Below are 19,310 nucleotides of genomic sequence, written 5' to 3'. Positions count from 1 at the left end.
TCATAGGTTTTTTTTAATTTAGTATTTATTTGTCATTATTCCCAAGATCGTTTCATCGGTTCCATTCATCCCTATTTGAGATAGGATACCGATATTTTTTATAGTTTTTTCTATATCTTCACCTACTATCCCCTCTCCATTAGACAATACTTTTTTGGCTTTTGAAAGGTGTAGTGAATCAAATGCGGCATAAACTCCACTGGCTATTTTCATAGCACAAGATGCCTTAGCTCCATCACAGATCATCCCAGAAACATTCCCTAAAGTATTCGTTATTGAGTCAGCTACTACCTCTAAACTCTCTTCCATTACGAAAGCTAGAGCTCCTCCGACAGCTGCTGATGCACATATAGCTCCACAATAAGCCGATAATCTACCTACGTTTGTTTTTATGTGAATACAAGCTAGGTGAGAAAAAGCCAACCCTCTGATCATTTGCTCATAACTCAAATTATTATCAGTGCAATATTGAATTATTGGTAACGAAGCCGTCATCCCCTGGTTTCCACTTCCACTGGTAGTCATTACCGGCAATGGACATCCTGCCATCCTTGCGTCTGACCCTGCAGCTGCAAAACTGGCACTTCTATTTTTTTGATCATTTCCATATATTCCTTTTTCCATATTTTCACGGATCATAGATCCCATATTCACACCATATTTTTCAGTCAATCCCTCTTTGGCTATTGCAGAGTTATAATCTACTACCATCTTAAAAACATCTTCTATCTCAGATAAATCTACAGTTTTAGCAAAATTATATATCCCTTCAATTGTAAGGATAGCTCTGTCTTCCTCTGTAGAAACAAAATTTGTATCATTACAGGCTCTATTTATTAAAGTTTCTCCATTTTTTTCTATCTTTGTAATATTAGTATGTAGATGTTTTATCTCAACACTTGCAGATTCATCTCCGTTATAGGCAATAACTCTTGCATATAACTTTACATCAGTTTTTTCATGGATTACATTTATCTCTTTATTTTTAATAAATTCCTTAACATCCTCTAATTGTTCAGGGGTAACATCACTGATAACCATTAATTCTGCATCTGCATTTCCAGCAATAGCTCCCATAACAGCAGAAACCTCTATTCCTACCATTCCTCCACCATTTGGAACATTTACACTTTTAACATTTTTTATCATATTTCCAGAAACATATATATCTAATTTAGTTGGATTTTTTCCTAAAATTTCTACAGCTTTTGCTCCTACATATGCTATAGCAATGGGCTCAGTACACCCCTCTGCTGGTACTATCTCTTCACTTAATATTTTTACAATTTTTTTAACGTCCATAACTCCCCCTTCAACCTCTCGTGATAATTTTTTATTATATTGTATGTGGATTATACACCTAAAACAAAAAAAAAGCAACATTTTATGTTCGAATTAACGTATTTTAACCGATATTTAGTACAACTTAATTTTTTTCTATCACACAAGATAATAATTTTTTATTAAAACATCAGTTTAAACTTACAAATCCACGTTTTTTTATAATAGATATGCATATAAGCTGATAATAGAGTATAATTTTATAAAAACGAGGAGGTTTCAAATGAATTTAGATAAGATCACTAAAACTATAAAAGATGAAGAAATTGTTATCCTGTATGTAAAGAGCAGGAGCTGCAGTGTCTGTATTGAACTTCTGCCAAAGGTCGAGGAAATTGCAGAGACAGAAAAGATAAAGTTTATAGATCTCTATATAGAGGAGAATAGAGAGGTTGGTACCATATATAATGTATTTACTGCTCCTACAATCCTCATGTTTACCATGGGAAAGGAAGTCTATAGGGAAGGTCGATTTTTGAGGATTTCAGAATTAAAGGATAAAATCTATAAATATAAAGAGTTATTATTATAAAAAGAGCAACGTGACGTTGCATCCAGGCAGGTAAAATCTAATTTTTTCATAATCTTCAGAAATCTTGATGACTCCACTTTTCGACACACCTTTGTGGGTATAATTTTCTGGACAATAAAAAGAGGCTGAAAAACACCAGCCTCTTCAGTAAATTCAGGATTCTATTTAGATTCATATATCAAAAACTTATAAAGTTTTTTGATGATAACCTTCCATTATCTCTATGGGTTTAAAATTGCAGTACCTATAGTTGTGAGCTAACCTTGCTCCATCTTTTATCCTTATTACAGTAAAATAAGGGTGGAACTCTTTTTCATGATCGATAAAATGAATTAAGTTATCGTTGTCTTTTTTTAATAGTACATAGTCTTCCCCGATCTCGAGATCGTGTACACCAAAAATTAGAATATCGTTTATTTTTACCGTATCTCCATTTATTTCTAACTGCATTTTTTTCAAATTACTCCCCTCCCTTTATTCACCAGTTAAATAAATTTAACTACTCTAATTAATCTTTTATTCGAAAAAAACTTATTTCCTTTTTTTATTCTTAATAAAAAAACTCCCAAGGAAACACTAACTATAATAGTTTGATTCCTCTAGGAGTTTTTATATTATTTTTTCTTCAAATTATCAGAGATTAACTCTCCACACTCTTTAACTCTTCCCTTCATTCCACAACCCAGACAGTTATCTCTACAGTCTGGAGTAAGGGCTATCTCTTTAGCTTTATTTAATTCACTTATATAAAATTTATCCGATACACCAATATCTACCATATGCCAAGGCAGTTCCACATCTGTCGATCTTTCCCCTAGGTAATCTTTCTCATCTAAGTTCAATTCCTCTATAGCTTCCTTCCATCTGGAAAATTGAAAGTTTCTACCATGATCTTCCAATCTGGCACCTTTTTTCCATACATTCTCCAATAGATCACTTATCTTTTCATCTCCACGAGATAAGAACCCCTCTAAATATGATTTTTCTCTGAAATGCATCTTTAGAGTCGTGTGTCTTGCTCTATAAAAAATATCTTTTAGGAGTTGGTGCTTTCTTTCCATCTCCTCTATATTCATTTGCTCAGCCCATTGGAATGGAGTATGAGGTTTTGGCACAAAATTAGATATACTCACTGTTATATTTAATTTTTTTGTAAATGGTTTACATACTTTTACTACCTTCATTACTAACTCATGTATCCCTTTTAAATCTTCATCTGTTTCAAAAGGCAGACCTATCATAAAGTAAAATTTTAGTGTCCCCCATCCAGCTTTTACAGCTGAAATCGCCGTTTCTAAAATATCTTCCTCTGTAACACCCTTATTAATAATATCCCTCATCCTTTGAGTTCCTGCTTCTGGTGCAAATGTAAATCCAGTTTTTTTACCACTTTGGATCTGCTCTGCAACCTCTACAGAATATGGGTTCATCCTTAGAGAAGGAAGCCCTATACTCAAATTACTCTCACCGTGTTTCTTCTGTAAATTTTCCAACAAAGGGTTTATTTTACTGTAATCACTACTCGATAATGAAGATAAAGATACTTCATTATACCCGGTAGACTTAAGTGTTTTTTCTATAAGAGCCATATTTTTTCCCAGAGTTCTCTCCCTTACAGGTCTGTATGTATACCCAGCCTGACAGAACCTGCATCCTCTGGTACATCCCCTTTGGATCTCTACAGATACCCTATCGTGAACAATCTTAACAAAGGGAACTATTTGGTCAGTATAAAATTCTGTATTATCCAAATTATGAACTATAGCCTTTTTTATTTTCTTATCCTTATGGAGTTTTGGAATATATACTCCATCTAGATCTTTTATCAGTTCTAATTTTTCTGCCTTAGTTTTATCGGTATTTGCCACAAATATCTCAGCTATTTCCGGCATAACTTCTTCTCCATCACCAATCACAAAATAATCTACAAATTTACTCATTGGAGCTGGATTTACCGTACAGGTTCCCCCTGCCATAATCAGCGGATATTCTTCTGTTCTATCCTCTGCTCTCATTGGTATTCCTGCTAAATCAAGTGCATTTAACACATTGGTATAACTCATCTCATATGAAAGTGAAAACCCTACCACATCAAATTCTTTTAGAGGAGTCTTACTCTCTAATGAAAACATCGGTATATTATTTTCTCTCATAACAGCTTCCATATCCTCTTGAGGAGAAAATCCTCTCTCCAATGAAAACCCGTCAACTTTATTTAATATATCGTATAATATTCTTATACCTAAGTTGGACATCCCTACCTCATAGATATCAGGGAAAAATAAACACATATTTGCTTTATAATCTTTCTTATGTATACTGTTTACCTCATTCCCCATATATTGCACCGGTTTTTCTACTGAAAGTAGATATTTTTCTATATCAATCATCATACATTACTCCTTGTAATTATTTTTTTGACCTTAACCTTGAATTTAAACTATTTTTTTTTAGTTTCTCACTAATTTTTATCATCTATCTCCTGGAACCTCTTTAACCTCTCATCTCCATCTAAATCATGGTGATTTAAAATTAAATTAGCCAACTCCAGATCTATCTCTTTTAATTTTTCATACCCCAATTTAGGGTGCATATCCAACTGTTTGTCTCCTACTAAAACTTTTTTTACTCTAGTCAGGAGGCAAACTCTTTCCTTACCGCAATCATGCAGGAGGGCTAATTTCAAATATTTTTCATCACTATTTAACACTTTGTCTTTCTTTACCATCTCATAAACACTTATACTATGTACTTTATCATAGTTATCCATATCTATAAAAATATTATATTCTTCCCCTGTTAAGAATAATTTTATCTCTTCTATCTTTTCAGCCTTAGGTTTTCCAAATAAATAATTTAATCCCTGTTTTATTCTGCCCATGATACCACTCCGGAAAATTAGATTGTCTTTATTATTATCTTTCCATATTTTTTTCTTAAATTTTTGATATTAGAGGCATTTTTACCAATAACTTCACCTTTTTTGTTTTTAGCCACATAGAAAATATAGATATCTTTAATTTTTTCTATTTTCAAAATATTATCTTCAGAAATATCATGAACTTCCTCTATTATTATCTCCTCTAACTCCCTGGATAAGATCATCTTTTCCAAAGTCAGATATTTCCCCGGCAGGATTTTTTTCTCCCCGGTTAATATATAGCCAGACATGATCCTTACCTGTTTTGGCATAAATGAGTTTCCTAAAAATACCAAACTTCCATTGTCGTATGATATCTCTACTCTTCTTATTTTTTCCTTTAATTTCTGACCTTTTCTATCGGTAAATTCACTTACATCATAGGTTCCCGTAAGTTCATCACATCTTTTTAAGATCTCTTCTTTAGTAGAGGTTATCTTATCTGTCGGGTAGTTATACCGATAGACCCTTCCCTCTATCATCTCAGGCAGAGCCAGGTTAGGCAGAGTTTTTTCTATCTTTACGATCTTCATCTCATTTATTTTTTTATTGAATTTGTCCTTCAATGAGACCTTATCTATCTTATTGTTTGAATTTATATACAATATATTTTCCCTGGCACTTACCTGACCATCGGTTCTTCCGCCTTGCTGAACTCCCTTAGCCCATGTAATCCCCAGTTCTCCTAATATCTTTATAAATTCACCTTTTACAGTTTTCTTCGTGGAATTTTCATCTTTATTTTCATCAAAAGAATGAAATTTAGTTCCTCTGTATGAGATATAAAATAAATATCCAAATTTTGTTGTTTTTTCTAAACTCCTAAAATTCACCTGTGCCTCCGTCATATCCCATGTTTTTTAAAACCTTTATCCCGCTTAATTTCTCTATAGTTTCTATATTATCCTTCAATAAAATTTCATCGGTATCATTATCTTTATTATTAAAGATAATCCCCTTTATCATGATATCATTTCTTTTCAATGTTTCTATTGTTAATAAGGTATGGTTGATTGTACCCAAAGAATTAGCAGCTACTACTATAACCTCTGATTTTTTTCTGTAATCTACCAAAAGGTCTAAATATGTATACCTGTCTTTATAAGGAACCAACAAACCTCCTGCACCCTCAACATACAAAATTTCACTGGTTTGAATTTCTTCATCTATCCTTTTCTTTAACTTATCGACAAATATTTGTTTCCCGTCCAGGTTTGCTGCAATATGAGGAGACATAGGCTTTTTAAAGAAATATGTATTTATCTCTTCCATACTTTTCCCTAAAAGATCCGCATATTTTCTGGTATCCGATCCTTCTAAATTTTCACCAAAAGTTTCTGATCCTGTTTCTATGGGCTTTAATGCCATAACATTTTTTTTATTTTTAAGATCTTCCTCTATCAATTTTAGAGTCACATGGGTTTTCCCGATCTCAGTTCCAGTTCCCACTATAAAATAAATATTTCCCATACTGTCATCTTTATATTTTATTCTATGACACTTTCTGCATCTAGGTTCATATGATTCTGTCGCCCCTACCAATACAATGGGATCATCATAATAAGCTGGTTCTCCGTCTATCAATCTCTGGGATACTGTGGCAGGATTTCCACATACAGCACAAATAGCCTGAAATTTATCTACATATTCAGCTCTGGCCAAAAGTTCATCCATAGGTTTAAAAGGTTCACCCTTAAAATCTTTATCTAAACCAGCCACAATCACTCTCTTTCCCATATCAGCCAAATCTTCACAAAATTTAACAACTGAGTTTCCAAAAAACTGGACTTCATCTATTCCAATTACCTGTGCATCACTGTACTTTTCAAAGAATATTTTTTTCATCTCTTCAACACTGGCTGCCGGCACACCCTCTATAAAAGACTGGCTGTGTGAGGCCAATTTTTCATCATCATACCTAACATCACTTGCATGTTTAAAGGCTACTACTTTTTGACGTGCATACTTTGATCTTCTCAATCTTTTTATTAATTCCTCACTCTTACCTGAAAACATACTTCCAGTTACAACTTCTAACCATCCCATTCCCTCTGTTACTATAAATTGCAAATCTCTCACCTCATCTATATAATAAGTAACTAGTAATTAATCATTACTAATTAGGCTCTTCTAAAAAGTTTATTATCTATCTTCAAAATTAAATCTATTAATGGTTTTAACGTTTTCTTTAGTCTATAAATTATAACCGCACTGAAATACCCCATAACTAAAGCTCCTAATATATCAAATGGATAGTGGACCCCTTCAAAAACCCTGCAGAGCCCCGATAAGACCCCCAGTATCAGCATATTTCTTCCCCATTTTTTGGTATCTTTAAACATAGTCAAAGACCAAGATAAAGCCAGCATAAAGGTTGTATGATCTGAAGGAAAAGAACTGTCTGCTATATGTTCTTTCAGAACTACTCCTAATCCATCTGCAAATGGTCTGGGGTGATAATAAAACAATTCTACAAAATGATTGAGCAGTATAGCTAAGATAACAGTAATCGTAGCATAGACAGCTTCTTTTTTATTCTGCTTTTTAAAATAAATATAAATTATTAAACCCATAAAGATATAAGGTCCTTTTTCTCCCAAGAACACCCCTATTTTGTCTAATACATCACTTTTCCCTGCCAAATTATTGATAGACAAAAATAACCATTGATTCAAGCTTTTCACCATATTTTTTTACTCCCTCTTACTTGATTTTTCTAATCTCTCCGCCTTAAATTCAGACTAAATTGTAACATATTTTCTACCTTATTACAATTTAGCATTTCCTCAGAAAGTTTGAAATTTTTGATTTTTTACCTTTTTCAAATTTTACTTCACCTTAGTTTTAAATAAGGTTATAATAAAAGTAAAAATAAGGTTGATTAAGGGGGGGAATGGTGTCTATAACACTGCGAATAAAAAATGAAATAAAAAATTTATCTAAAACTGAAATAAAAGTGGCTAACTATATATTGGACAATCTAGAAGAGGTTAAAACTATAACATCCTCTGATCTGGCTAAAAAAATAGGAGTTGGCCAATCCACTATCATAAAATTTATAAAAAAAATAGATATCAAGGGATTTACAGAGTTTAAAATAAGTCTGGGAGAGGAGTTGGCTAAGGCCTCATCTACAACGTCATATCTATATGGAGATATCACCTTAAATGATTCCATGGAAGATATATCAAAAAAACTTTCCTATAACAGCATAAATGCTATCAGTGAAACTTTGGATAACCTGAATTTTCACCAGTTAGATATAGCTATAGACTATCTCCATAAGGCAAGAAAAATAGTGATATTAGGTGTCGGAGCTTCTTCCCTGGTTGCAAAAGATTTTTTCTATAAATTAAGTAAGATCGGGAAGATGGCATTTCATGACTTTGATCCCCATGTACAGCTGACTCATACCACTACTTTAAATAAAGAGGATTTAGTGGTAGCAATCTCCCACGGAGGAGAGAGTAAGGAAGTTATACTAGGGGTTGAAAAAGCAAAGGAACATGGAGCTACTACTATTTCCATTACAAATATAGGCAACAATCCTGTGAGCAATAATAGTGATATAAATCTTTACTCTATTGCCTACGAGGATCTTTTCAGATCTTCGGCTATCTCATCTCGAATGGCACAGCTGTCCCTCATAGACATACTCTTTATCGGCATCGTTCAAAGAGAGTATCAAAATTCAACAACATCTATAAAGGAAAGCAGAGATCTGATAAAAAAATTAAAAACAGTATAAATATAAGGGAGTCAATTTTATGAATTATACACCTATATTAAAGGAGATAATCAACTATGTTGAAGATAATATCTACAGACCTATCACTTTAGATGAAATTTCGGCTAATTTTTTTATCTCAAAATTTCATTTCCATAGAATATTTAAAGTTTATACCGGTATCTCCTTTGGGCAATACATAGGTAAGCGAAGGCTCCAGTATATAGGCGATGATATCTTAGGTAACAGAACTGAGGAAATCTGGAAAATTGCTCTTAAATATTCCTATACCCACCCTCAGATTTTGAATAGAACCTTTAAAAAATATTATAATATTACTCCTACACAGTATCGGAAAGACAACATCAGAAAGGTCATACAGGAGAGACTGATCATTTTGGAAAAGGAAACTATCTCACTAAATGGAAAGATTAGAATCGACCTTTCCCTGGAGTATTTTAAAAAAACAAAGGTTTATGGAATTACCTATTCTATAGACCTTACTAAAACACCCCTTAGCGAAGAGGAAGTTGTGGCGTTTACCAAGATAAAATCACAGGATTTTATCGCTACACCCCGACTAAAAAAATTCTACTATGTTTCTATCAAAAGAACTAAAGATATCTATACCTTTGGTTTTTTTACCGATAAAAAACTTGATTTTCAAGAACATTTCACAATCCCTTCAGGATTATATGCTCTCCTCCACTATTCTGGTGACCGGTTGTATAACTCTTTAGGTGTTGTAATGAATGATATACAGAGTATTTTTGACAAGGAACACCTCACTCCTAATACGGATACCCTTGAGGTTGTTCAGCAGTTTTTCATCGATAATCCGGCTCATTATTCCATCATGATCCCTGTAAAAGTAAGCCAATAAAAGATTTAAACAATAAATATTAAAAAAAGACGATATTATAGGATATATCGTCTTTTTTTAATGTAGCAAGAATGGTTTAACTCTTTCATAGAAAAAAATGCTAAAATTTAATTAACAAATTACTTCAACCTTTAGGTTAACTTAATTTTCAAAACTTTCGTGTATATATAGTACACATTTAGTAAATAGGAGGATATAGATGAAGGCAAAAAAAATAATATTAATTTCATGGCTGCTCCTGATAATGGGATGTTCCAGCTATGTTCCAGAGACCCATGAAGACCTCATGCAGACAAAAAACGAGATCCAGTTACAGGATAATTTCACCCTAGGAGAAACAAGTGATTCCAAAGATCAAAACTTGGTTTTTAGTCATGAAAAATGGTGGTTAAACTACAATGATCCGGCTCTTAATAAACTGATGGAAATTGTGTTAGATTCAAATACCGATCTGAGAGTAGCTAAATTAAATATCCAGGCTGCCACTGCGGTTATTGATGCAGCTGACCACAGTGCTTTTCAAATGGGACTCTATGCAGGAGCAAATGTCGTAGGTACAAGTAAAACATATACAAAATCAAAAGCTGTCTCAAGATCTATTTCCGGACCAGGAGGGACTCCCCTTACTCCTACACTGCTTTCTGAAGATGCACTTGCAGGGGAAACTGCTTATGTAGCCGGGACAGGGATCAGAGCTAATTACAACTTTGATTTTTATGATAAATATGAAAATTTAACTAAGCAGAAAGCGTATATGGCTGAAAGTACTAAATTTCATTCAAAACTGATAGAACTGAATATTACTACAAATATTGCTAAACTTTACGGGTATTATATCTATCTCCAGGAGGAAAAAATAAACCTCGATAAAAAGCTGTCTGTACTGGTATCTATCGAAGATAAGGTCAGATCAACCATTGAATTTGGTGGAGGATCAGAAGATGATCTGCTGATTATCCAAAACAAGATCCTTAATCTAAAAAGATATATAAATATAAACAGATTTAAAAAAGAATCTACTGCAGAGACTATATATTCATTGTCATCTTATAAAAATAAGACTGAGGTAAAAAAGATATTAAAAGACGCTGTTTACTCTCATCTTATGGATCAGGAACTTCTAATTCCCGACAAGATATCTTCCGATGTTATTATCCATCGTCCCGATGTACAATATTATCTCATGATGATCAACTCTCAAAAAGCCAAGTTAAAGTCATTAAAGTCAGATTTCTACCCGCAGGTTTCAATTGGAGGAGACATAGGATACAGAGGACTGGGAATAGACAATAGTTTTCAAGATTTTTCATCTTTAATGTGGTCATTCGGGCCAAAGGTTTATCTTCCAATCTTTAACCTATCTGGTATCAAAGCTAATTATAAAATTGCTGATATCCAGGTAAATACATTTATTGCAAATTACAATAAAACTATCAATAATTCTATTCAGGATATCAATAACAAGTTAAGCAGTGCTAAAGTATCAAAGATCAACTATATGAACTTGGATATCATTGAAAAAAACGAAGAAAAGATCTATAAAAATTCAAATTTAAAATTAGAAAATGGTTCTATTTCTGAATATCAAAATTTAAAAGATCACTATATCTACCTGAGTTCTTCCCTCCACAAAACCCAGCAGGTCTATAAACTTTACTCAGATCAAATCGATCTGATCAACAGTTTAGGAGGAGTGTATAAGAGCAAGGAGCAGGTAATAAAAGAAAAAATATAGATTTTAATCTATTAAAAAAATTAAAGGAGTTATATATATGTCAGAAGTTATAAGAACAAATGAAAATTTAGAAGATAAAAAAGATATAAAAATAGAAGAAAATAGAAAAAAAGCCAAGAAAAAAATTGGGACCTTTCTTGGGGGAATGGCAGTTCTGGGAGTTCTTTATGCTCTCTATTTTTTCCTTTACGGCAATGGCTATGAATCTACTGAAAATGCCTATGTTACAGGGAATCAAACTGCTGTAACTGCCCAGATAGCAGGAAGAGTAACTCAGATCAATTTTGTAGATACTGCAAAAGTAAAAAAAGGTGACCTGTTGATAGAATTTGAGAACACAGACTACCAGCTGGCCTTAGAAGGAGCTGAGATTGCTCTGGCTCAAGCAGTTAGAAATTATTCGGCCCTTGAAACTAATGTTTCCCAGTATCAATATGCCCTGGGAGAGAGTCTGAACAATTTAACTAACGTTAAAAAAAATTATGATAGAAACTTTAAGCTATTTAATGCCGGTATCATCAGTCGTCAACAGATGGATACAACCACTACCCAGCTGGAAAATGCAAAATTAGCCGTTTCTCAAAAAAAAGAAGCTCTTTCAAATGCACAATTGCAGGCCAGTTCAAAGGATGCTTATAGTCATCCCGCTATTCAAAGTGCAATTTTAAAATATAAACAGGCATATCTTAATCTGTCTAGAACAAAAGTTTATGCTCCTGTAGATGGAGTTATTGCTAAAAAATCTGTCTCTTTGGGACAAAAAATTGGAATTGGACATCCATTATTTTCCGTAGTAGATCTGAACAATGAATGGGTAGAGGTAAATTTAAAGGAAAATCAAATGAAAAATATAAAAATTGGAAATACAGTGGAATTAACAAGCAGCCTGAATGAAAAAATCTATGAGGGTCACATTGTGGGTATCTCTGCTGGTACCGGGAATGCATTTTCCCTTCTGCCACCTCAAAATGCAAGTGGTAACTGGATCAAGATCACCCAGAGACTCCCTGTGAGAGTTGCCTTTCATAAAGAAAGTTTAGAAAAGAATGGAGTGCTTCCCCTGGGAACTACTATGGATGCTGAGATAAACACTAACTCAGTAGAGGATGAGGTTTCCGATATAGAGGTTAAATCTTCCAATCCATACTCTTTGAATGTACAAAAAATTCAAAGAACAATAGATCGTATAGTTAAAGCTAATTTATATTAATTGCATGGGAGGGTTGTATGCCAGAAACAAATGATAAGATCACAGGAAAAATAATTTTTATAACTATAGCCCTTGCTATGGGTTCATTTTTAAATATGTTAAATGCCAGTATAGTCAATGTATCCCTGACACATATTGCAGGAGATTTTGGGATGGCTACCAGTAAAAGTACATGGATTATCACGTCTTATTCCGTTGCTGAAGCCATAGTATTACCCCTTATCGGGTGGCTGACGCTGCAGTTCGGAACTGTGAAGCAGTATATCTGGTCCACAATATTATTTGCCATAGCCAGTTTACTCTGCGGACTGAGTTTTTCCCTCTCTTCAATGGTTGCTGCCAGACTATTGCAGGGAGTTGTAGGAGCTAGTATGATCCCCCTTTCTCAGACTCTGATAATGAAGATTTTTCCCAAGAAAAAACAGGGAATAGGAATAGCTATCTGGACAATGACCCTTATACTGGGTCCTATCTTAGGCCCGGTTATTGGAGGAGCCATTACCGATGTAGCATCTTGGAGATGGTGTTTTTATTTTAGTATCCCCCTTTGTTTTTTATCCAGTGGTGTAATCTACTATATGTTTAAGAAGGATTATGCCAGTGAAAAATTTATAAGGGTAAAAACGGATGTTGTAGGTATCTTCTTACTTATAAGCGGTATCGGTTCCCTCCAGGTTTTTTTAGAACAGGGTACCGATTTAGACTGGTTTGCCAGTCCATCGATCGTTATACTAGCTCTTATTTCATTTATGTCCCTGGTTATATTGGGAATTTGGGAGTGGTATCATGAAAATCCAGTTATAAATGTCAGACTATTCTTAAATAAAAACTTTACCATAGGAGTATTTTCCCTCCTAATTGTATCTGCAGCATTCTATATGACTGCTGTTATTTTACCTTTTTGGCTGCAAAATGTTATGGGTTATACCTCATTTATAAGTGGGAAAACAACAGCTACCTTGGGTTTACCCATATTGCTTTTATCTCCTATTATAGGTAAATATACAGATAGAATAGACAACAGATACATTACCATTACAGGATTTATTATTTTTACTATAGTTACAGTTTTTACTGCTAATTACAGTTTAGATGTTACCTCTAGCTATGTTTCATATACCAGAGCTTTAAGCGGTATCGGACTTGCATTTTTCTTTGTAGCCCTGAACAACGTTTCCCTGGGCAGTATAAAACCCACAGAGATTGTAGCTGCCGCCGGGATCTTTAACTTCATGAGAAATTTGGGGAACAGTATCGGCAGCAGCCTGTTTATTCCCCTGTGGAACCATTCTCAGGCTTATCACCACGAGGTATTGGCCAGTCATATCCATACAGGCAACCCAAACTTTTTACCCCTGATTAACTCTATCCCTGGTTCTATCCAGGCTAAATTAGTTGTTATAAATGGTTTGATCACTAAGGAATCTGCTACCATGGGAGTAAATGATGTCCTCTTGATTGCTGGATTTATCACCTTAGCTCTGGTTCCATTTGTACTCTTGGCTAACAGAACAACAGGTTCTGCCCAAGGTGGACATTAAAAAAAGTCGTGAAATTCACGACTTTTTTTATTTAATACTCTACAGGTCATTTCTTATTAAATCTTCATATGATTCCCTTTTAACCATGAGAGCTGATTCCCCATCTTCTACCATAACCACAGCAGGTCTGGGGATCTTATTATAGTTGCTTGCCATGGAATAATTATATGCTCCTGTACCAAATACACATAAAACATCTCCCAATTCTGCTTTCTGTAATTTTGTATCCTTCAGAATTAGATCTCCTGATTCACAGCATTTCCCTGCTACAGTTACCAGGTTTTCTTTTTCCTCCAAACACCTGTTCCCAATTGTCCCACTATAGACTGCCTGATACAGAGCCGGTCTTATATTATCCGTCATCCCTCCATCAATAAAATAATAATTTTTCCCCGAATAGGTAGTTTTTAATCCCTGCACCGTATAAAGGGTAGTCCCGGCATTGGCTATTAACGATCTTCCCGGTTCAATCTGGAGTTTTTTGATCCCTAAATTATATTCTTCATTTATATTCTCTATAATCTTTACTTGTTCCTTCAGGCAGAGTTCTATATCGATAGGCTCATCTCCCTCTGAATAATAGATACCGTATCCGCCGCCTAAATTAAGGGTTTCTACTCCTATCCCTTCTCCAACCAATCCTTTTATATACTCGGTCATAACTTCAGCTTCCTTCAAAAAAGAATTGATATCAAATATTTGAGAACCTATATGGGCATGGAGTCCCTCAAATTTTATCCACTTACTTCTATGAATTCCTCTAATGAGTTCCTTGGTCTCCTCCAGAAAGATCGATTCTCCAAATTTCGAATCAAACTTAGAGGTCTGAATATACTCATGGGTATGTGCATCTATCCCTGGATTTACACGTAAGATTGCATTTGTCTTCCTTTGTTTTTTCACACATATATCTTCTAACAATTCAAATTCCAAATGATTATCTACTATAATGGTTCCCACCCCATATTCTACTGCCATCTCAAGTTCCTCTATAGATTTACTGTTCCCGTGAAAATGAGCCCTCTCCATTGGAAATCCTGCCTTTAAAGCAGTATATATCTCTCCTCCAGAAACAACATCTAAACAAAGATCCAGTTCATCTACTATCTTGCACATCCCAACAGTTAAAAATGCTTTGGAAGCGTAGGCTACCTCAGTCTTAAATACTTTAGATTGAAAACTTGTTTTTATTAATTCCGCCTTTTCTACTATATAATTTTTATCCATAACATAGAGGGGAGTTCCATACTCTTCCTTTAATTTCTTTACCGATACTCCACCAATTTCCAAAATTCCATCGCCATTAATCTCTTGAGTTCCAAACATAATATCCCCGCCTTTCTTTAATTTCTTATACAAATATCTTATCTTTTTTGCCTCATTCTGTAAAATATAGATATTATATAAAATAAATAACCACCATTAATTGCACTAGACCTACATATATCAAATGCATTTTTTACATATATTAAAAATATATTAATTTGAAGTATTTCAAATATGGAGTTATACTTAATAATATCTTGATACTAAGGAGTAAACTATGAGAAATAAAATGCCTATTGGAATATTCGACTCAGGGATTGGAGGCCTTACCATCCTAAAGGAGATCAGAAAAATTTTACCCAGAGAAAACATCATCTACTACGGGGACTTTAAAAATACTCCCTATGGTATTAAGACTACCTCAGAGATTCAAAAATTAAGTGAAGATATAGTTAAATTCATGATTCAAAATCATTGTAAGGTAATCATAATAGCCTGCAGCCTTATGACTGCAGCTTCCTTGGAATATTTAAAAGAAAAATATCCTATTCCCATCATAGGAGTTGTAGAAGGAGGAGTAAAAGCAGCCCTTCTGGAAAGTAAGAAGAAAAAGATTGCCTATATTGCAAATCCTTTTACTGTAAAAACTAAAATTTATGAAAAGACCTATAAAAAATACTCAAAGGATGGATCCCTCTATGGTATCCCCTGTAAAAAACTCTGTGCCCTAATTGAATCTGGCTGGGAAAATCATCCCAATCGTCTGGAAGTTTTAAAGAAATATTTGGATAAAATTCCAAAGGACACCGATACCCTTATTCTCGGCGGAACACATTATCCCCTTATAAAGGAGGATATTAGAAAAATTTTCCCTGAAAAAATTGTGGATTCTTCCAGAGAATCTGTCTTTGAACTGTTAAATTTACTTATTTCCATGGATCTCTTCAACAAAGAAAATAAAAAAGGAAATGTAGATTTTTGCATCAATGGAGACACATCTCTTCTTTTAAACAGACTTCCAGAGATATTCATGGAAGAATTTAATAATATTTTTTCTGTGGATTATTAAAACTCTAACACTATAAAATTATAAAAAGGGATTCTAAAATATAGAACCCCTTTTATCTACCTTAAATTATTATTTTAATTTTTCCGTTATCTCTGCATTTCCAAAATACCAAGTTCCCAGTATATCCCTTTCCCAGCTTTTAACTTTATCCTTAATCATTACTACACCTGTATAATAATAAAGAGGCGCTATAATGGCCTGATCCATTATTATCTTTTCAGCAGCATAGAGTTTTTTATCACGAGCTTCCCCGCTGACTAACTTCGACTCCTCAATCATTCTTGTAAATTTTTTATTCTCTGGAAATTTACCGTCTTCTGTGGCTCTCCACTGGGCATTATTATTTCCTGAATATGAGGTCCACATATCTAAAAATGTCATAGGATCATTGTAATCTCCCAGCCACACAGATCTCATCACCTGAAAGTTCCCCATACTTCTTGTAGTTTTAAACACTGCCCATTCCTGGTTAGCCAAGGTAACTTCTATTCCAAGATTTTTCTTCCACATACTCTGGATAGCTTCCGCTATGGCTTTGTGGGATTCACTGGTATTATACATAAGTTCCACAGGAGGCATCCCCTGACCATTTGGATATCCAGCTTTAGCCAAATATTCACGAGCTAACTCTATATTGGCTGTTGTAGACATATCGTAGTCACCGGCTGTAGCTCTAAAGTCATTCCCTTTAGAATCTATGAGTCCATTGGGAACAAATCCTGTTGCCGGCATCTGTCCCGCCTTAGTAATCTGATTTACAATGGCCTCTCTGTCTATAGCCAGTGAAAGGGCTTTCCTTACATTTATATCATTTGTAGGTGCTTTATCTACATTGAATAGGTAATAATATGTTCCTAGGTATGGTAACGTTTTAAAGGTTGGATCTTCCATCTGTCTTTTGGGGATTTCCTGTATAGGTACCTGGCCGGATATAACATCTATCTCGTTGTTATCATATGCAGTTAATACCGTACTTCCCTCTATAATCATAGTAAGTACCATCTTCTTTAGTTTTATATTCTCTTTGTTCCAATAGTTTTTATTGGGAGTCAATACAATCTTATCATTTATCTTATATTCCGACACGACAAAGGGACCATTTGATACGGTTAATTTAGGATCTTTTGCCCACCCCTCAGATTTTTGATCCACTATATCTTTTCTTACAGGCATATATGTAAAAAATGTCACTAAGTTTAAAAAATATGGTGTAGGAGCCTCTAAAACAACCCTTAGGGTATAGTCATCCAAGACTTCTAATCCTACATCCTCCCTCTTTCCTTTCCCCTTAAAATAATCCTGCCCACCTCTAATATAATAAAGCTGATAAGCATATTCAGAAGCAACTTCTGGATCTAAGCCCCTCAACCAGGCATATTTAAAATCTTCAGCTGTTACCGGTTTACCATCTGACCATTTAGCACCTTTTCTCAAATGAAAGGTATATACAGTCTTGTCTTCAGAAATATCCACAGATTCTGCCATTGCCGGTTCCGGTTTCCCTGACGCATCATTTCTCATCAGCCCTTCAAAGGTATTATTGATCACCATTGCACCAGATGAATCGGTATTTAATTGTGGATCAATGGATGGAGGATCTGCATCTAAGTTAAATCTCAAAACCTGTTCTACCTTATTTACTCCAGCTTCCCCTTGATCTTCATTTTTATTACCCCCGCATGCTGTAAGCAGCAGTAGTAGTAAAACACTAAAAACATACATAATTCTTTTCATCTTTCCCCCTCCTAAAACAATTTCTAATTCGGGATTTTAACCCTTTCTTTATATACTGTCTTTTTCATATTTTCTTTTATTTCCATAGGATTATCTATGAGGGAGTCTATACTAAAATATATACTTCCTCCTACCCCTTCTACTCCTCTATTATATCTAACCTGATTTATGAGCTCATCTGGATCTTTCCATCCTTTGGTTCCAACTTTGTAGGCAGCCTGGCCAATATATAATTTTACACCGGTTCCCCTTACCTCATGGGCCCACCAATTAACAAGGGTATTATATTCAGCTGCCTTAAACCCCTGATTCCAATAGATCTGTGGCACAATATAGTCTATCCATCCCCTGTCTATCCATTTTCTGGTATCTGCATAGAGGTTGTCATAGTTCGTTATCCCTGCTCTGGTTTTTGACCCGCTTTTATCTATATTATAGTTTCTCCATACACCAAAGGGGCTGATACCAAATTGAACATTTGGTTTCTCCTTTTTTATCCTGCCATTCAGAGTTTTAATAAATTTATCTACATTATCTCTCCTCCAGTCAGCTGCTATAGAAAAATCTTTTCCATATTTTAAATATGTTTTCCAATCAGGCAGTTTTTCTCCTTTAACCGGGTATGGATAAAAATAATCATCCATATGTACCCCATCTATATCATAGTTTTTCACCACTTCCATAATATTATCTATACTATAGTTCATAGCTTCTGGAATTCCGGGATTATAATATAATTTTCCTCCATATCTAAATGTCCACTCTGGATTTAAAACAGCTGGATGGTTACTCATAGGAACATCTTCTTTTTTCATAGTTACCCTGTATGGGTTGAACCATGCATGAAATTGCAAACCTCTTCTATGAGATTCTTCTACCATAAATTGCAATGGATCCCAACCTGGAGATGTTCCTTGAGTTCCTGTAAGATATTTTGACCATGGTTCAAATGAAGACGGATAAAATGTATCAGCAGTAGGCCGAATCTGAACTACTACAGCATTCATATTCATTTCTACAGCCTGATCAAGTAACTTTATAAACTCTTCTTTTTGGGCTTTCTCGGCGTCTTTACCTGTCCCCACAGTTTTAGGCCAGTTTATATTCACAACACTGGCTATCCAAACTCCTCTGAATTCCGGTCCTTCCCTCTGTTCTACTCTGTTGTCTCTTTTATCTATTCCGCTACACCCCACTAATATCAATAGGAATAATATACTCCAAAATTTCTTCATTTTCTCTCCTCCCTCAATTATCTATAACTTTTTATTGTCTTTTTTACCTTACTGTTTATTACTATAAGTATTAATTTTTTTTAAGAAAAAGTCAAATTTAAAATAAAATTTATTTCT

Annotated in this window: 17 protein-coding genes and 1 pseudogene; 7 read left to right on the top strand and 11 right to left on the bottom strand. The window is 34.3% G+C overall.

Translation table 11 applies throughout. The features are described from left to right. Window positions 1–18: 18 nt before the first annotated feature. Window positions 19–1,302 (bottom strand): L-serine ammonia-lyase, iron-sulfur-dependent, subunit alpha, encoded by a 1,284-nt coding sequence (locus tag NRK67_10030; protein UUV19743.1) that lies wholly within the window; start codon window positions 1,300–1,302, stop codon window positions 19–21. 262 nt (window positions 1,303–1,564) lie between these two features. Here NRK67_10030 and NRK67_10025 point away from each other — a divergent pair, with 262 nt between their 5' ends. Continuing rightward, window positions 1,565–1,873 (top strand): thioredoxin family protein, encoded by a 309-nt coding sequence (locus tag NRK67_10025; GenBank protein ID UUV19742.1) that lies wholly within the window; start codon window positions 1,565–1,567, stop codon window positions 1,871–1,873. Window positions 1,874–2,059: 186 nt separating this feature from the next. Here NRK67_10025 and NRK67_10020 read toward each other — a convergent pair whose 3' ends face one another. From NRK67_10020 to NRK67_09990, 7 genes and pseudogenes are all read right to left on the bottom strand, one after another. Further along, entirely contained in the window at window positions 2,060–2,332 is a 273-nt protein-coding gene (locus tag NRK67_10020; protein UUV19741.1) for a hypothetical protein, read from the bottom strand. Window positions 2,333–2,487: 155 nt separating this feature from the next. Further along, window positions 2,488–4,266, bottom strand: a complete 1,779-nt coding sequence (locus tag NRK67_10015; GenBank protein ID UUV19740.1) for a TIGR03960 family B12-binding radical SAM protein — start codon at window positions 4,264–4,266, stop codon at window positions 2,488–2,490. Between the two features lie 68 nt (window positions 4,267–4,334). Next, entirely contained in the window at window positions 4,335–4,754 is a 420-nt protein-coding gene (locus NRK67_10010) for an HD domain-containing protein (GenBank protein UUV19739.1), read from the bottom strand. 17 nt (window positions 4,755–4,771) lie between these two features. Further along, entirely contained in the window at window positions 4,772–5,626 is an 855-nt protein-coding gene (locus NRK67_10005) for a pseudouridylate synthase (GenBank protein UUV19738.1), read from the bottom strand. After that, entirely contained in the window at window positions 5,616–6,263 is a 648-nt protein-coding gene (gene bioD, locus NRK67_10000; GenBank protein ID UUV19919.1) for a dethiobiotin synthase, read from the bottom strand. The genes NRK67_10005 and bioD overlap by 11 nt, the downstream gene beginning before the upstream one ends. 9 nt (window positions 6,264–6,272) lie before the next feature. Then, window positions 6,273–6,839, bottom strand: a pseudogene (locus NRK67_09995) (thymidine kinase). A 74-nt stretch (window positions 6,840–6,913) separates the two neighbouring features. Beyond that, complete coding sequence (locus NRK67_09990; protein UUV19737.1) at window positions 6,914–7,480, bottom strand: undecaprenyl-diphosphatase; 567 nt, start codon at window positions 7,478–7,480, stop codon at window positions 6,914–6,916. 209 nt (window positions 7,481–7,689) lie between these two features. On the opposite strand from NRK67_09990, the gene NRK67_09985 reads away from it, so the two are divergent. The 5 genes from NRK67_09985 (at window position 7,690) to NRK67_09965 (ending at window position 13,889) form a co-directional block, all read left to right on the top strand. Further along, window positions 7,690–8,541, top strand: coding sequence for a MurR/RpiR family transcriptional regulator (locus NRK67_09985; GenBank protein UUV19736.1), 852 nt, complete (start codon window positions 7,690–7,692; stop codon window positions 8,539–8,541). A 19-nt stretch (window positions 8,542–8,560) separates the two neighbouring features. Then, window positions 8,561–9,403 carry an AraC family transcriptional regulator gene (locus NRK67_09980; protein ID UUV19735.1) on the top strand — a complete coding sequence of 281 codons (843 nt, stop codon included), beginning with the start codon at window positions 8,561–8,563 and terminating at the stop codon, window positions 9,401–9,403. Between the two features lie 199 nt (window positions 9,404–9,602). Next, window positions 9,603–11,138 (top strand): TolC family protein, encoded by a 1,536-nt coding sequence (locus NRK67_09975; GenBank protein ID UUV19734.1) that lies wholly within the window; start codon window positions 9,603–9,605, stop codon window positions 11,136–11,138. A gap of 37 nt (window positions 11,139–11,175) precedes the next feature. Then, window positions 11,176–12,348, top strand: a complete 1,173-nt coding sequence (locus NRK67_09970) for an HlyD family secretion protein (protein UUV19733.1) — start codon at window positions 11,176–11,178, stop codon at window positions 12,346–12,348. 17 nt (window positions 12,349–12,365) lie between these two features. Then, the gene (locus tag NRK67_09965; GenBank protein UUV19732.1) at window positions 12,366–13,889 is read left to right on the top strand and encodes a DHA2 family efflux MFS transporter permease subunit; all 1,524 of its coding nucleotides are present in this window, start codon (window positions 12,366–12,368) and stop codon (window positions 13,887–13,889) included. A gap of 39 nt (window positions 13,890–13,928) precedes the next feature. Here NRK67_09965 and lysA read toward each other — a convergent pair whose 3' ends face one another. Next, complete coding sequence (gene lysA, locus NRK67_09960) at window positions 13,929–15,215, bottom strand: diaminopimelate decarboxylase (protein ID UUV19918.1); 1,287 nt, start codon at window positions 15,213–15,215, stop codon at window positions 13,929–13,931. A 217-nt stretch (window positions 15,216–15,432) separates the two neighbouring features. Here lysA and murI point away from each other — a divergent pair, with 217 nt between their 5' ends. Beyond that, entirely contained in the window at window positions 15,433–16,224 is a 792-nt protein-coding gene (murI, locus tag NRK67_09955) for a glutamate racemase (protein ID UUV19731.1), read from the top strand. A 69-nt stretch (window positions 16,225–16,293) separates the two neighbouring features. Here the strand turns inward: murI and NRK67_09950 are convergent, their stop codons facing one another. Both NRK67_09950 and NRK67_09945 read right to left on the bottom strand, forming a co-directional pair. Continuing rightward, a complete protein-coding gene (locus NRK67_09950) occupies window positions 16,294–17,958 on the bottom strand; it encodes a peptide ABC transporter substrate-binding protein (GenBank protein UUV19730.1) in 1,665 nt (554 codons plus the stop codon). Window positions 17,959–17,981: 23 nt separating this feature from the next. Continuing rightward, window positions 17,982–19,193 carry a family 10 glycosylhydrolase gene (locus NRK67_09945; GenBank protein ID UUV19729.1) on the bottom strand — a complete coding sequence of 404 codons (1,212 nt, stop codon included), beginning with the start codon at window positions 19,191–19,193 and terminating at the stop codon, window positions 17,982–17,984. Window positions 19,194–19,310 lie beyond the last annotated feature (117 nt).

Source organism: Fusobacteria bacterium ZRK30, assembly GCA_024628785.1.
Taxonomy (GTDB): domain Bacteria; phylum Fusobacteriota; class Fusobacteriia; order Fusobacteriales; family Fusobacteriaceae; genus Psychrilyobacter.
Note: the sequence above shows the minus strand (reverse complement) of the source record. Positions and strands in the feature narration are given on the sequence as shown.